At 63.9% G+C, this 13,783-nt stretch carries 15 protein-coding genes; 1 reads left to right on the top strand and 14 read right to left on the bottom strand.

The window, feature by feature from the left end; genetic code table 11:
- Positions 1–2 precede the first annotated feature (2 nt).
- Positions 3–959, bottom strand: a complete 957-nt coding sequence (locus HUK65_RS01170) for a hypothetical protein (RefSeq protein WP_235441690.1) — start codon at positions 957–959, stop codon at positions 3–5.
- A 265-nt stretch (positions 960–1,224) separates the two neighbouring features.
- Between HUK65_RS01170 and HUK65_RS01165 the strand changes: the two genes are divergently transcribed.
- Positions 1,225–1,833, top strand: a complete 609-nt coding sequence (locus HUK65_RS01165; protein WP_179904292.1) for a CDP-alcohol phosphatidyltransferase family protein — start codon at positions 1,225–1,227, stop codon at positions 1,831–1,833.
- 129 nt (positions 1,834–1,962) lie between these two features.
- Here HUK65_RS01165 and HUK65_RS01160 read toward each other — a convergent pair whose 3' ends face one another.
- From HUK65_RS01160 to HUK65_RS01100, 13 genes are all read right to left on the bottom strand, one after another.
- Positions 1,963–3,636, bottom strand: coding sequence for a ribonuclease J (locus HUK65_RS01160; RefSeq protein ID WP_179904291.1), 1,674 nt, complete (start codon positions 3,634–3,636; stop codon positions 1,963–1,965).
- Positions 3,633–4,406, bottom strand: coding sequence for a type III pantothenate kinase (locus tag HUK65_RS01155; RefSeq protein WP_179904290.1), 774 nt, complete (start codon positions 4,404–4,406; stop codon positions 3,633–3,635). The genes HUK65_RS01160 and HUK65_RS01155 overlap by 4 nt, the downstream gene beginning before the upstream one ends.
- The gene (locus HUK65_RS01150) at positions 4,397–5,167 is read right to left on the bottom strand and encodes a biotin--[acetyl-CoA-carboxylase] ligase (protein WP_179904289.1); all 771 of its coding nucleotides are present in this window, start codon (positions 5,165–5,167) and stop codon (positions 4,397–4,399) included. The genes HUK65_RS01155 and HUK65_RS01150 overlap by 10 nt, the downstream gene beginning before the upstream one ends.
- Positions 5,157–6,596, bottom strand: a complete 1,440-nt coding sequence (gene nuoN / locus HUK65_RS01145; protein ID WP_179904288.1) for an NADH-quinone oxidoreductase subunit NuoN — start codon at positions 6,594–6,596, stop codon at positions 5,157–5,159. Before nuoN ends, HUK65_RS01150 begins: the two co-directional genes overlap by 11 nt.
- Positions 6,597–6,610: 14 nt before the next feature.
- The gene (locus HUK65_RS01140) at positions 6,611–8,164 is read right to left on the bottom strand and encodes an NADH-quinone oxidoreductase subunit M (RefSeq protein WP_179904287.1); all 1,554 of its coding nucleotides are present in this window, start codon (positions 8,162–8,164) and stop codon (positions 6,611–6,613) included.
- The gene (gene nuoL / locus HUK65_RS01135; RefSeq protein WP_179904286.1) at positions 8,164–10,128 is read right to left on the bottom strand and encodes an NADH-quinone oxidoreductase subunit L; all 1,965 of its coding nucleotides are present in this window, start codon (positions 10,126–10,128) and stop codon (positions 8,164–8,166) included. The genes HUK65_RS01140 and nuoL overlap by 1 nt, the downstream gene beginning before the upstream one ends.
- Before the next feature lie 4 nt (positions 10,129–10,132).
- Positions 10,133–10,438, bottom strand: coding sequence for an NADH-quinone oxidoreductase subunit NuoK (gene nuoK, locus HUK65_RS01130; protein ID WP_179904285.1), 306 nt, complete (start codon positions 10,436–10,438; stop codon positions 10,133–10,135).
- A 101-nt stretch (positions 10,439–10,539) separates the two neighbouring features.
- A complete protein-coding gene (locus HUK65_RS01125; RefSeq protein WP_179904284.1) occupies positions 10,540–11,154 on the bottom strand; it encodes an NADH-quinone oxidoreductase subunit J in 615 nt (204 codons plus the stop codon).
- A gap of 5 nt (positions 11,155–11,159) precedes the next feature.
- Positions 11,160–11,561, bottom strand: coding sequence for a carboxymuconolactone decarboxylase family protein (locus HUK65_RS01120; protein WP_179904283.1), 402 nt, complete (start codon positions 11,559–11,561; stop codon positions 11,160–11,162).
- A gap of 78 nt (positions 11,562–11,639) precedes the next feature.
- The gene (nuoI, locus tag HUK65_RS01115; protein WP_235441689.1) at positions 11,640–12,131 is read right to left on the bottom strand and encodes an NADH-quinone oxidoreductase subunit NuoI; all 492 of its coding nucleotides are present in this window, start codon (positions 12,129–12,131) and stop codon (positions 11,640–11,642) included.
- Positions 12,131–12,325: a hypothetical protein gene (locus tag HUK65_RS01110; RefSeq protein WP_179904281.1), complete on the bottom strand. Its 195-nt coding sequence runs from the start codon at positions 12,323–12,325 to the stop codon at positions 12,131–12,133. The genes nuoI and HUK65_RS01110 overlap by 1 nt, the downstream gene beginning before the upstream one ends.
- 3 nt (positions 12,326–12,328) lie before the next feature.
- Positions 12,329–13,366: an NADH-quinone oxidoreductase subunit NuoH gene (nuoH, locus tag HUK65_RS01105; RefSeq protein WP_179904280.1), complete on the bottom strand. Its 1,038-nt coding sequence runs from the start codon at positions 13,364–13,366 to the stop codon at positions 12,329–12,331.
- A gap of 15 nt (positions 13,367–13,381) precedes the next feature.
- Positions 13,382–13,741 (bottom strand): hypothetical protein, encoded by a 360-nt coding sequence (locus HUK65_RS01100; protein WP_235441705.1) that lies wholly within the window; start codon positions 13,739–13,741, stop codon positions 13,382–13,384.
- Positions 13,742–13,783 lie beyond the last annotated feature (42 nt).

The raw sequence follows: 13,783 nt of genomic DNA, 5'->3' as shown, positions 1-13,783 counted from the left end.
GTTCAGGCAGGGGGCAGGCCGGTAGTCGGTATCTGGCGGACCACATCATGAACCACCGATTGCATCAGCGCGGCGGCCTCGGCCGAAGGGGCATCCGCCGCAGATCCATCCGCGCGCAACAGGGCATGCGGCAATCCGCGCGGGTCCAGATGATAGAGCGTGGCCACATGCACCAGCGCGATCAGATAGGCGCCAAGGTCATTGAGGTGGATGCGATCGACCGCGCCTTCGGGGTCCAGCGCGAAAAGCCCGGCGCGGTCCGCAAGCCCGGGCAAACCGCCCTGCCCCTCCAACGCGCGCACGAACGCCGCCATGGCACGGCCCCCGGGAATGACATGAACGGTGCCCACACCCTCATGCGCCATGGCCTGTGCCAGGATCGTGCCCTCCCACAGGGCCTCGGGGTCGCTGTCCAGACGCTCCAGCCAGGTATCGCCCGCCGACCAGTGATGCCAGGTTTCATAGAAATAGACGCGCGCTTCGGGGGCGTGCTGGCGCGCCTCATGCGCCCAATGCGCCAGATAGCGGGGGCTGTCGTGGTAGCGGATGGCATCCGAAAGGTCGATCATCTCGGTCAGGATCAGTGCATCCACGCCACCGGCCAGGGCGGTGCGGGCATCGCGGAACCGGGGATGGTCATTCTCCACCTCGAACCCGTTGATGGGCCTGTCAGGGTCCCAGTGATCGCGCAGACTGGTGCCCCAGCCAAGCTGGCTGTGGTAGGTGTGATCCGCAAACCCGGCGGCGGCAGCCAGTTGGGCGACCATGGCGGGCATGTCACGCCCGACAAGGCTGTGGCCCAGATGGAACAGGTCCATCCCGCCCTGCGGTGCCGGCAGCGGAGCGCGGTAAAGCGCCGCGCGCGTTTCGCCATCCAGCGCGGGGGCGGGCGGCGCCAGAAGCCGCCATCCCGCCCATCCGGCCAGCACCACCAGTGCCAGCGCTGCAATCACTCCCATGCGCACCTGCGCACCTCCTGTCCCTGGCCACCGCTCTGCAGGCGCAGCCTAAACCGTTTGCCGCCCCACAGGCCAGCGCAACCCGGTGCCGAAGTCGCCCCATCACAAGACTGTTTCCAGCGCGTTGCAGACATCCACCACCCGCGGATATACGTAGCACAGGGACTGGTGGCGCAAATCTCACAACCCCGTCGCCCGGCCTGAAACATTTTCGCCCATCGGAGCGGACTGCCATAGCGTAGACTGTCCCTCGGAGCCCGCCACGATGCTAGACAGCCACCTGCGCCCGATCATCGACCCGCCGCTGAACCGGATGGGGCTGCGCATTGCCCGGCACGGGATTTCCGCCAATACGGTCACGCTGATTGGCCTGGTGCTGGGGCTGGCCGCAGCGGCAATGATTGCTGCCCAGCAGTTCTGGCTGGCCCTGGCGCTGGTGCTGGCCTCGCGCCTGGCAGACGGGCTGGACGGGGCCGTGGCGCGCGCCCATGGCGTGACGGATTTCGGCGGCTATCTGGACATCACCGCCGATTACGTCTTCTACGCTGCGGTGCCGCTTGCCTTTGTGCTGCTGGACCCGGGCGCCAACGGGGTGGCCGGGGCCTTCCTGCTGCTGACATTCTATGTCAACGGCGGGTCCTTTCTGGGCTTCGCCGTGCTGGCCGAACGGCACAGTATGCGCAGCCAGACCCATGGCACCAAGACGCTCTATTTCACCGGCGGACTGCTTGAAGGAACCGAAACCATCCTGTTCTTCGTGGCGCTCTGCCTTTTTCCGGACTGGTTTGCACCGCTGGCATGGGGCTTCGGGGTGCTGGTGCTGGTGACAACCGCGGCCCGCATCGCACTGGCGTGGAAGGTCTTTGGCCGGTGACCGCCCCTGTCCGGTGCCCAAAGGCACCGGACAGCGCCCCCGAGCAGCGCAGGGTGGGCGGGTGGGCGCGCGGCTCGGGGGCGCTTCCCCCACCCGGCACACACCTGCGTCACGCCGGGCAGACTGCGCTCAGCCGTCCACAAGTCGGCTGACCACCACCGTGATCTCGGGCCGTTTGCCCAGTTCTTCCATGCAGGTCTGCCGAACCACCCGGCGCAGCGCGTCATTCAGCTTGTCATCGTCATTCATGGTCTTGCGGTCGGCCCGGTCCAGGAAATCGGCGGCGGCATCTTCCAGCACCTCGGCCAGATTGCGGCCGCCGCGCCCGCGCTCGGCCAGGCCCATGACCTCGGCCCAGGGCTCGCCCAGGGGCACGCCGTCCTCATCGACGATCAGGGTCAGCAACACATGCCCGCCAAGCGCCATGCGGATACGGTCACGGATGACCCCGTCCCGGGCGCCGACCATCTGGCTGCCATCCAGATAGACCCGGCCCGTGGGGACCTCATCCACCACCTGCGGCGCATCGCCGGTCAGATCGATCATGGTGCCATTGGTCACCACGGCGCTGCGCATTCCGGCCGCAATCGCAATCCGGGCGTGTTCGCGCAGCATCCGGTGATCGCCATGCATGGGGATCATCACCCCCGCGCCCATCAGGCGGTGCATCTCCTCCAGATCCGGGCGGTTGGGGTGCCCCGAGACGTGATACTGCCGGCTGGCATTATCCACCACATCGACGCCCATTTCCGACAGCGCGTTGGCGATGTGGATCACCCCGCGTTCATTGCCCGGAATCGTCATCGAGGAGAACAGAAACAGATCCCCCTCCTTCATGGTCATGCCCATATAGGTTCCGCGCGACAACTGCGCCGAGGCCGCCCGCCGCTCACCCTGGCTGCCGGTGACCAGCAGCATCAGGTTTTCCCGCGGGATGGCCTTGGCCTCTTCCGGGCTGATGGTCGAGGGAAAATCGGTCAGCAATCCGGCCTGCTGGGCGGTGTCGATCATCTTCAGCATCGCACGGCCCATGACACAGACCGACCGCCCGTTCTCCACGCCTGCATTTGCCAGCGTCCGCAGCCGCGCCACGTTGGAGGCAAAGGTCGTCGCCACCACCATGCCCCTGGTATTCGCCACCAGCTCGCTCAGCGCCGGTGCCAGGGAAAGCTCGGACCGGCCAGGGTCCGGCTGGTGGACATTGGTGCTGTCGCAGACCAGCACCTTCACGCCCTCGGCTCCGATCGCGCCCAGCATTTCCGGGTCAAAGGGCTCACCCACGCCGGGGGTCTTGTCCACCTTGAAGTCACCGGTATGCACCACCCGCCCCGCAGGCGTGTCGATCACCAGCCCCGAGGCCTCGGGCAGCGAATGCGAGACCGGAAAGAACTGCACCTTGAAGGGACCTGCCGCGACCGTTTCGGGCAGCGTCTTGACCACATTCACCTGCGCCTCGTCCAGGCCCTGCTCGGCCATCTTGTTGCGCGCGATCCGGGCGGTGAAATCGCGCGCATAGACCGGCGCCTTCAGTTGCGGCCACAGATGCCCCAGCGCGCCGACGTGGTCTTCGTGCGCATGGGTGATGAAGATCGCCTCCAGCCGGTCGGCACGCTCGGCCAGCCAGGCCATGTCCGGCAGGATCAGGTCCACCCCAGGCGTGCTGTCCATATCCGGGAAGGTCACGCCCAGATCCACCAGGATCAGCCGCTCGCGCCCCTTGGGCCCATAGCCGAAGACATAGGCGTTCATGCCCACTTCGCCCGCCCCGCCCAGAGGCACATAGATCAAACGGTCGCTGCTCATGTTTCGTCCTTGTTATGCTCGTGGATGATGCGCAGACCATGCATGGTAAGGTCATCCTGAATATCGTCAAACAGCGCCTCGCCCGTGGCGAAAAGGGGCGCCAGCCCGCCGGTGCCGATCACCCGCATGGGGCGGTCACGCTCGGCCTTTATCCGGTCGCATATCCCGTTCACCAGTCCGACGTAACCCCAGAAAACGCCCGATTGCATGCAGGCCACGGTGTTGGTGCCCACCACGCGCTCGGGCTTGGTCACATCCACATGCGGCAGCGCGGCGGCGGCGGCATGCAGCGCCTCCAGGCTGAGGTTCACGCCCGGCGCGATCACGCCCCCCACATAGGCGCCGTCATTGTCCACCACATCAAAGGTGGTGGCGGTGCCGAAATCCACCACGATCAGATCGCCGCCATAGAGGTCAAACCCGGCGACCGTATTGACCAGCCGGTCCGGCCCAACCTGCGTGCCCGGGTCCACCCTCACATCCACCGGCAGTGCGCATTCGGGCTTGCCCACGACCAGGGGGCGGCAATCGAAATAGCGATTGCACAGGACCCGCAGGTTGAACACCACCCGCGGCACGGTCGAGGAGATGATCACATCGGTGATCTGCACGCTGAGCTTGCGCGCGTCAATCAGCGTGGACAGCCAGACGTAATACTGGTCCGCCGTGCGCTGATGCTCGGTCGAGGTGCGCCAGGTGGCAATGAACCTGGTCCCGTCCCAGATGGAAAACACGGTATTGGTGTTGCCGCAATCGATGGTCAGGAGCATGGGCGGGCCTCGTTTTCATCAAAGAACACATCGGCGGCGGGCACGGTGATCCGCCCGCGCGCCGTTGTCAGGATCAGCGCGCCGCGCGCATCGATCCCGTCAAAGGTGCCGTCATGGGTTTCGCTCACCGTGCGCGCGGTGATCCGCTGGCCCAACCGTGCCGCACGCTGCAAGAACGCCTGGCGCAAGGGTTCGAACCCATAGGTCTGCAACCGGCCCTCCCAGCGGGCAAAGGCCGGGGCCAGCAGGTTGAGCAGGTCCTCGGGGTCCAGCGCGACCCCGGTGGCCGACATCAGGTCCACCGGCGCCACGGCGCCCGGTTCCGGAGCGGGCGCATGGCGCAGGTTCACGCCGATCCCGACGGCCAGATGCAGCGCGCCAGGGGTGGGGATGGTCTCCAGCAGGATACCCGCCAGCTTGCCGCCGTTCAGCAGCACGTCATTGGGCCATTTCAGGGCAAATCCGGGCGGCCGCCCGGTGGCGGCGATCAACGCATCCTGCAACGCCAGCGCCGCCACAAAGGAGCGCAGGGCCAGATGCTCGGGCGGTTCCTGCGGGTGCATGACCAGCGTGGCGGCGAAATTGCCCGCCGGGTCCGTCCAGCCGCGCCCCCGCCTGCCCCGGCCCGCCGTCTGGCGCCGCGCCAGGATCCATTCGGGACCACGAAGCGAGGCCGCGACGCGCGCGGCCTCGGCATTGGTGCTGTCAACACTTTCAAGGATGCGCTTGCCCACACCCTCCGGCCATGGTTCAGCGGACAAGACTGTCCGCCGCCATGGCTGCCAGACCTTCGACGCCAAAGAGGTTCACCACCCCCAGCACCATGATCGCCGCCGAGGCGATCAGCAGCCCGGACTGAATGGGCGGCATGGCGCTGTCCAGCGGGTCGGTCTCGACCCCGAAATACATGTAGTAGACGATCCGCAGGTAATAGAATGCACCGATGACACTGGCGATCACGCCCGCCACCGCCAGCCAGATCATCCCGGCCTCCACCGCAGCCCAGAGCACATAGAACTTGCCGAAGAACCCGACCAGCGGCGGCACCCCCGCCAGGCTGAACAGCAGGATCAGCAGCGCCAGCGCACGCAGGGGTTCGGCCTTGGCATACTGGTTCAGGCTGTCGATGGTGGTCACGGGACGGCCATCACGGCTCATGCTCAGGATGAAGGCGAACATGCCGATATTCATGGTCACATAGATCGCCATGTAGATCAGCATCGCCTGCACACCCTGGGCCGAGCCCGCGGCCAGCCCCACCATGGCAAAGCCCATATGGGTGATGGAACTGTAGGCCATCAGCCGCTTGATGTCGCGCTGGCCGATGGCGGCAATGGCGCCTACGAACATGGACAGCACCGCCAGCAGCGCGATGATCTGCGACCAGTCCCCGGGCACGGCGCCGAAGGCCTCATGCACAACCCGCGCCAGCAGCGCCATGGCCGCGACCTTGGGCGCGGTGGCAAAGAACGCCGTGACAGCAGTGGGCGCGCCCTCATAGACATCGGGCGTCCACATATGGAACGGCGCGGCCGACACCTTGAACGCCAGCCCGGCCAGGATGAAGGCCAGCCCCATCAGCAGCCCCAGCGACATGCCATCTTCATCAATGGTGCTGATGATGCCCGCAAATTGCGTGGTCCCGGCATAGCCATAGGCCAGCGAGGCGCCATAGAGCAGCAGGCCCGAGGCCAACGCGCCAAGGATGAAGTATTTCAGCCCCGCCTCGGTCGATTTCTGGCTGTCACGGCGCATGGCGGCAATCACGTAGAGCGAGAGCGACTGCAGCTCCAACCCCATGTAGAGCGTGATCAGATCCCCGGCCGAGACCATGACCATCATCCCCACCACGGCCAGCGTGATCAGCACCGGGTATTCAAACCGCATCAAGTTGCGGCTGGTCAGGTAGTCTTGCCCCATGACCATTACCACCGCCGCCGAGATCAGGATGATCAACTTGGAAAACTGCGCAAAGGCATCGGCGATGAACAGCCCGCCAAAGGCGGTGCGGGTCTCATAGCTGCCAACCCCGATCACCAAGGCCATCAGCACGAACACCGCCGCCGTGGCCCACAGGATCGGCACCGCCAGCTTGTCCTTGCCGCCATAGGCCCCTGCCATCAGGGCGGCCATGGCAAATACCGCCAGCAGCACCTCGGGCAGGGCAACGGTCAGATCAGACGCGATCATTGGGTGTCCCCTTCTCAGTTCTGGGCCAGACGCACGGCGGCGTCGGTTGTCGCTTCATAAGCCGCCAGCGCGGCCACATGGCCATCCACCAGCGCTGTGACCGAGGGGCCGATGATATCCGTCACCGCCGCCGGATAGACGCCGAGCAGCAGGGTCATCACCACAAGCGGTGCCATCATTGCCTTTTCGCGCCGGTCCATGTCGGTGATGGATTTCAGGCTGTTCTTGATCATCTCGCCCATCACCACCCGGCGATAGAGCCACAGCGCATAGCCCGCCGACAGGATCACCCCGGTCGCCGCAAACAGCGCCACCCAGGTGTTGACCTGGAACACCGCCAGGAAGGTCAGGAACTCACCCACGAAGCCGGACGTCCCCGGCAGCCCCACATTGGCCATGGTGAACAGCAGGAACACCGCCGCATAGACCGGCATCCGGTTGATGAGCCCACCATAGGCCGCAATCTCGCGCGTGTGCATCCGGTCGTAGATCACGCCGACCCCAAGGAACAGCGCGCCCGAGATGAAGCCGTGGCTGATCATCTGGAAGATCGCACCGTCGATCCCCTGCTGGTTGGCAGCAAAGATCCCCATGGTCACAAAGCCCATATGCGCGACCGAGGAATAGGCGATCAGCTTCTTCATGTCGGTCTGCATCAGCGCAACCAGCGAGGTATAGACGATGGCGATGGCCGAGAGCCACAGCACCAGCGGCGCCAGCAGGTCCGAGGCCACCGGGAACATCGGCAAGGAGAACCGCAGGAACCCGTAGCCGCCCATCTTCAGCAGCACCGCAGCCAGAATCACCGACCCGGCGGTGGGCGCCTGCACGTGGGCATCGGGCAGCCAGGTATGCACCGGCCACATGGGCATCTTCACCGCGAAAGAGGCGAAGAACGCGAGCCACATCAGCGTCTGCGCCCCGCCCACGATCTGCCATCCGGCCAGCGTGATCGTCCCGGCGCTGAACTCATGCGTCAGCAGCGTGGGAATATCGGTGGTGCCCGCGTCCACATACATGGCGATCATCGCCACCAGCATCAGCACCGAGCCGAGGAAGGTATAGAGGAAGAACTTGAACGCCGCGTAGATACGCTCCTTGCCGCCCCAGATGCCGATGATCAGGAACATCGGGATCAGACCGGCCTCGAAGAACAGGTAGAACAGCACCAGATCCAGCGCGGTGAAAACACCGATCATCAGCGTTTCCAGCACCAGGAAGGCGATCATGTATTCCTTCACCCGGTGGGTGACGGTCCAGCAGGCCGCGATGGTGATCGGCATCAGGAAGGTCGTCAGCATGACGAACAGGATCGAGATACCGTCCACACCCATCTTGTAGGTCAGGCCCATGATCCAGTCGCGTTCTTCCACGAACTGGAAGCCGGTGTCCTGCGGGTCGAAGCCAAAGAGCAGGATGAGCGAGAACAGGAAGGTCGCCACCGTGGCAATGAAGGCCAGCCATTTGGCGTTGGTGTCCGTGGCCTCGTCATTGCCGCGCAGGAACAGCGCCATGATGGCGGCGGCCAGAAGCGGCGTGAAGGTGATGATGGACAGAAGGTTCAGCATCAGCGTGCCCCCCCGGTCAGCATGACGAAGGTGACGATCGCCACGATCCCCAGCACCATGGCAAAGGCATAGTGGAACACGAAGCCCGATTGCATCCGTCCCGCCAGCCGCGTGAAGAAGGGAATGACCCCCATGGCCAACCCGTTGATTCCGCCGTCGATCACAGCGCCGTCACCTTTCTTCCAGAAGAACCGCCCCACCGCCATCGACGGGCGCACGAACAGGAACTCGTAGATCTCGTCGAAATACCATTTGTTGAGCAGGAACTGATAGGCGCCCGGGAAGGTCGCCGCCAGTTTGCCGGGCAGCGAGGTGTCCCGGATGTAGAACAGCCAGGACAATCCCAGTCCGATCAGCATGGCCACGAAGGGCGAGACCTTGACCCAGTTGGGCACGTAATGTGCCTCGGTGATCAGGTTGTTGTCCGGTGCCATGTAGATGGAGGCGCCGAACCATTCGGAGACCTGCTCGGTCGAGCCGAAGAACGGCCCATACCAGACCATCCCCGCCAGCACCGAGCCCACCGCCAGAACACCCAGCGGAACCAGCATGACCATGGGGCTTTCATGGGCGTGCTCATGCGTGTTCTTGTCGCCGCGCGGTTCGCCCCAGAAGGTCAGGAACATCAGACGCCAGCTGTAGAAGCTGGTCATCAGCGCTGCGATCACCAACATCCAGAACGCATAGCCCGCACCGGCGGCAAAGACGCTCTCGATGATGGCGTCCTTGGACACGAAACCCGCAAAGCCGATCATGGTCAGCGGGATCCCCACGCCGGTGATCGCCAGCGTGCCGATCAGCATGGCCCAGAAAGTATAGGGAAACTTGTCCTTCAAGCCGCCGTAATTGCGCATGTCCTGCTCATGGTGCATCCCGTGGATGACCGAGCCCGCGCCCAGAAAGAGCATCGCCTTGAAGAAGGCATGGGTCAGCAGGTGGAACATGGCCACCGAGTAGACGCCAACACCGGCGGCCACGAACATGAAGCCCAGCTGCGAACAGGTGGAATAGGCGATCACGCGCTTGATGTCATTCTGCACCAGCCCCACGGTGGCCGCGAAAAAGGCGGTAAAGGCGCCGATCAGCACCACGAAGGCCATGGCGGTTTCGGCATATTCCATCAGCGGCGACATGCGCGCCACCAGGAACACACCCGCCGTCACCATGGTGGCCGCGTGGATCAGGGCCGAAACCGGCGTCGGCCCTTCCATCGCGTCCGGCAACCAGGTGTGCAGGAACAGCTGCGCGGACTTGCCCATGGCGCCGACGAACAGCAGGAAGGCGATCAGGTTCACCGCGTTCCAGTCGGTCCACAGGAAGCTGACGGTGGTCTCCGACAGGGTTCCGGCGGCGGCAAAGATGTCATCATACTGGATGGAATCGACCAGGAAGTAGATCACCATCAGCGCCAGGATCAGCCCCATATCGCCCACACGGTTGACGATGAAGGCCTTCATGGCCGCCGCGCCCGCGCTTTGCTTGCGGAAATAGAAGCCGATCAGCAGGTAAGAGGCCAGCCCCACCCCCTCCCAGCCAAAGAACAGCTGCACCAGGTTATCCGCCGTCACCAGCATCAGCATGGCAAAGGTGAAGAGCGAGAGATAGGCGAAGAAGCGCGGGCGGTAGCTTTCGTCCTCGGCGAAATTCTCGTCATGGGCCATGTAGCCGAAGCTGTAGAGATGCACCAAGGCCGAGACCGTGGTGATGACGATCAGCATCACCGCCGTCAGCCGGTCGATCCGCAGCGCCCAGTCACCCACCAGCGTGCCGCTGTCGATCCAGCGCATCATCTGGATCTGCTGAACCCCGCCGTCATGGGTCAGGAAGATGATCCAGGACAGGAAAGCCGACAGGAACAGCAGCCCCGTGGAAACGATCTGCGCGGGGCGCTCCCCGATGACACGCCAGAACAGCCCGGCAATGATGGCCCCCAGAAGGGGGGCAAGGACAAGTGTTACAGCCATATTCTCAGCCCTTCATCACATTGACGTCTTCGACGTCGATCGTGCCCCGGGTGCGGAAGAAACACACGATGATCGCCAGACCGATCGCCGCCTCGGCGGCAGCCACGGTGAGGACGAACATGGTGAAGACCTGCCCGACCAGATCCCCCAGGTAGGACGAAAAAGCCACGAGATTGATGTTGACCGACAGCAGCATCAGCTCGATCGACATCAGGATCACGATGACATTCTTCCGGTTCAGGAAGATGCCGAAAATCCCGATGACGAACAGCGCCGCTGCCACCGTCAGGTAATGTTCAAGTCCAACCATCTGGTCCCTCGTTCCCTTCCGGCGCACGCGGGGTCTGTTGCCCCGTCTGAACGCCGCCCATCGCGTCGGATGCGTGGGGCCGCACTGGCCCCGCGTATCCCCTACAGCCCTTGTCCGGGCTTCACATCCTTCAGCTCCATCGCCTTGGCCGGGTCGCGATACATCTGCGCCATCACGTCCTGGCGCTTGACGCCCTCGCGCTTGCGCAGGGTCAGCAGGATCGCCCCGATCATCGCCACCAGCAGGATCAGCCCGGCCAGTTGGAACAGGATGAAATACTGGTCATAGAGGATCAGCCCCAGCGCCTTGGTGTTGTGCACCTGATCCAGATCCGGGGTGACAGCCTGGCGCAGCCCCAGCGCGCCATCGGCCTGGGTCCAGGCACCGAACAGCAGCGCCAGCTGCATCAGCAGCACCAGACCGACCAGGCTGGCAATGGGGAAATACCGCGCCATCTCGCCCTTGAGCGCGGCGAAATCGATGTCCAGCATCATCACCACGAACAGGAACAGCACCGCCACCGCGCCCACATAGACGATGATCAGCAGCATGGCGATGAACTCGGCCCCCAGGAGCACGAACATCCCCGCCGCCGAAAGAAAGGCCAGGATCAGCCACAACACCGAATGCACCGGGTTGCGGGCCGTGACGACCATCAGGCCCGCCCCCACAATCACGATAGCGAAGGCGTAAAACGCCATATCTGCAACACCCATCGGGTCTACTCCTTCGTCTCGTCGAACACGCCCTGCGCGATCTCGAGCGCCTTGTGCATGGCGGGCAGGCCGCCGAACATGCTCATCTGCCAGATCACCTCGGTGATCTCGCGTTGCGTTGCCCCGGCCTCCAGCAGATGCCGCACGGTCAGGCGGATCTGCGGTTCGGCCTGCGCTCCCAGCGCCACCAGCGCGGCCAGCGATACCATCAGCCGCGTCTTCGCATCCAGCCCGTCGCGGTTCATCGTCTTGCCGAACCACATCTCCATGGCATCGCGCGACAGCATGGGCCAGAGGGCCTCCATCTCCTTGGGATCAAAGGACCGCAGCGCCGGGTTGAAGGCCTGCGCCATGTCCTGCGCCTGGGCCATCATCTCGGCAAAGGGGTTTTTCGGCGCTTCGCTCATGCCCGCCCCCATTCAGGGACAGCCACCCCGCGCAATGCGGGTGCCGCTGACAGGGTGCGGGCGAAACGGGTCATATGATCACCGATACGGAGCATCGATTTCCAAATTGCGGGCGATCTCGGCTTCCCAGCGGTCGCCGTTCTCCAGCAACTTGGCCTTGTCATAGAACAGCTCTTCGCGGGTTTCGGTGGCAAACTCGAAATTCGGCCCCTCGACAATGGCATCCACCGGGCAGGCCTCCTGACAGAAACCGCAGTAGATGCATTTGGTCATGTCGATGTCATAGCGCGTGGTGCGGCGCGAGCCGTCATCGCGCGGTTCGGCATCGATGGTGATGGCCTGCGCGGGGCAGATCGCCTCGCACAGCTTGCAGGCGATGCAGCGTTCCTCACCATTGGGGTATCGGCGCAGGGCGTGTTCGCCGCGAAACCGTGGCGACAACGGCCCCTTTTCATGCGGATAGTTCAGCGTCGCCTTGGGCGCGACAAAGTATTTCAGCCCCAGCCCAAACCCCTTGATGAAATCAACCATCAGGAAGTATTTGGCCGTCCGGCCCCAGTCGATACCCATCACTCGACTCCTTCTGACGATAAGTCGTTAATAGCGAGGTCCATTGCTTCCGACACTTCATTCTCGCCAAGAAAACCGCCGCCCTCCACACGTGCCCCAGACATCTCCAAATGATGGGCCAGAAGCATAGCGAAATGCTGCAAATCGCTTGGGTTGGCGGCTCTAAGTGCCTCGCAAAGTTCCTGCCGGTCCATCTGTCAGCCTCCCATCGCCCAGCGTGCCCACAGGCCGCCGGCCACTTCGAATTTTGCCAGGAACGCCACCAGAACCACCCAGCCCAGCGACAGCGGCAGGAACACTTTCCAGCCAATGCGCATCAACTGGTCGTAGCGGTAGCGCGGCACGATGGCCTTGACCATCGCGAACAGGAAGAAGAAGAACGCCATCTTCGCCACCATCCACAAGGCGCCATCGGGCAGCCCCGGGATCGGCGACAGCCAGCCGCCAAAGAACAGCAGCGAAATCAGCGCGCACATCAGGAAGATGGCGATATATTCGCCCGCCATGAACAGCAGGTAGGGCGTGGAAGAATACTCCACCATGAACCCGGCCACGAGTTCGGATTCCGCCTCTGGCAGGTCAAAGGGCGGTCGGTTGGTCTCGGCCAGGCAACTGACGAAGAACAGCACCACCATCGGCAGGTGCGGCAACCAATACCACCCGAGCACCCCATAGCCGGTGTCCTGCGAGGCAACGATCTGGCCCAGGTTCATGCTGCCGGCGGAAATGATCACCCCGATGATGATCAGACCCAGCGAGACTTCGTAGCTGATCATCTGTGCCGCCGACCGCAAAGAGCCGAGGAAGGCGTATTTCGAGTTGGACGCCCAACCGCCCATGATCACGCCATAGACTTCAAGCGATGACACGGCAAAGACGAACAGGATCGCCACGTTGATGTCCGAAAGCACCCAGCGTTCGTTGAACGGGATCACCGACCAGGCCAGGACCGCCAGCACGAAGGACAGCAGCGGCGCCAGGAAATAGACCGGCCGGTCCACACCGGCAGGAATCACGACCTCCTTGACCACGTATTTCAGCGCGTCGGCGACCGATTGCAGCAGCCCGAACGGCCCCACCACATTCGGCCCACGGCGCATCTGAACCGCGGCCCAGACCTTGCGGTCGCCATAGACCAGGAACAGGAGCGAGATCATCACGAACCCGACGACCAGAAGCGATTGCGCCACGATCATCAGGGTGATGCCCAGCCCGGTATCCAAGAAATCTGCCATCGTTTGTCCCGTCCCTCAGACCGTCGGTATGTTCTGTTCAAGGCAGTCGTCGACGACCACCTCGGAATCGATGGTGCGCAGCCCGCGCGGCAGGGCTGGCGAGATGGTGTAAACAGCATCTGCGCTCCAGATTCCACCCTCTCGCGTCACATTCGTGCGCAGATGGCGCGCAAATCCGTAGCCGCGGATGAGCGCATACTGCGCCGCAGCGCAGCGTGCATAGGCCAGCACATCGGCCTCATCGCGCGCGCCGCGCATGGCAACGCGGAAATTGACCAGATCACCATCCATCAGCCGCGTCTCTACCCCCTTGTAGTCTGGCGCAAACGGTCGGTCATTGCCCCCGGCGCCCTCGGCACAGGCCACGACACCCATTAGCGCCGGAGCGGCGGCAGCCGCCCAACTGGTGCGCGGGCG

It is taken from the genome of Rhabdonatronobacter sediminivivens (genome assembly GCF_013415485.1).
Classification (GTDB): domain Bacteria; phylum Pseudomonadota; class Alphaproteobacteria; order Rhodobacterales; family Rhodobacteraceae; genus Rhabdonatronobacter; species Rhabdonatronobacter sediminivivens.
The sequence above is the reverse complement of the archived record's forward strand: the minus strand, read 5'-3'. Positions and strand labels throughout refer to the sequence as shown.

What these genes read in the sequence shown, in the direction of transcription:
- nuoN (WP_179904288.1), bottom strand. Translation starts at nt 6,596, where the DNA reads ATGATCGCGTCTGATCTGACCGTTGCCCTGCCCGAGGTGCTGCTGGCG.
- HUK65_RS01125 (WP_179904284.1), bottom strand. Translation starts at nt 11,154, where the DNA reads ATGGGTGTTGCAGATATGGCGTTTTACGCCTTCGCTATCGTGATTGTG.
- nuoI (WP_235441689.1), bottom strand. Translation starts at nt 12,131, where the DNA reads ATGGGTATCGACTGGGGCCGGACGGCCAAATACTTCCTGATGGTTGAT.
- HUK65_RS01120 (WP_179904283.1), bottom strand. Translation starts at nt 11,561, where the DNA reads ATGAGCGAAGCGCCGAAAAACCCCTTTGCCGAGATGATGGCCCAGGCG.
- HUK65_RS01165 (WP_179904292.1), top strand. Translation starts at nt 1,225, where the DNA reads ATGCTAGACAGCCACCTGCGCCCGATCATCGACCCGCCGCTGAACCGG.
- nuoH (WP_179904280.1), bottom strand. Translation starts at nt 13,366, where the DNA reads ATGGCAGATTTCTTGGATACCGGGCTGGGCATCACCCTGATGATCGTG.
- HUK65_RS01170 (WP_235441690.1), bottom strand. Translation starts at nt 959, where the DNA reads ATGGGAGTGATTGCAGCGCTGGCACTGGTGGTGCTGGCCGGATGGGCG.
- HUK65_RS01100 (WP_235441705.1), bottom strand. Translation starts at nt 13,741, where the DNA reads ATGGGTGTCGTGGCCTGTGCCGAGGGCGCCGGGGGCAATGACCGACCG.
- HUK65_RS01110 (WP_179904281.1), bottom strand. Translation starts at nt 12,325, where the DNA reads ATGGACCGGCAGGAACTTTGCGAGGCACTTAGAGCCGCCAACCCAAGC.
- nuoK (WP_179904285.1), bottom strand. Translation starts at nt 10,438, where the DNA reads ATGGTTGGACTTGAACATTACCTGACGGTGGCAGCGGCGCTGTTCGTC.
- HUK65_RS01160 (WP_179904291.1), bottom strand. Translation starts at nt 3,636, where the DNA reads ATGAGCAGCGACCGTTTGATCTATGTGCCTCTGGGCGGGGCGGGCGAA.
- nuoL (WP_179904286.1), bottom strand. Translation starts at nt 10,128, where the DNA reads ATGGCTGTAACACTTGTCCTTGCCCCCCTTCTGGGGGCCATCATTGCC.
- HUK65_RS01140 (WP_179904287.1), bottom strand. Translation starts at nt 8,164, where the DNA reads ATGCTGAACCTTCTGTCCATCATCACCTTCACGCCGCTTCTGGCCGCC.
- HUK65_RS01155 (WP_179904290.1), bottom strand. Translation starts at nt 4,406, where the DNA reads ATGCTCCTGACCATCGATTGCGGCAACACCAATACCGTGTTTTCCATC.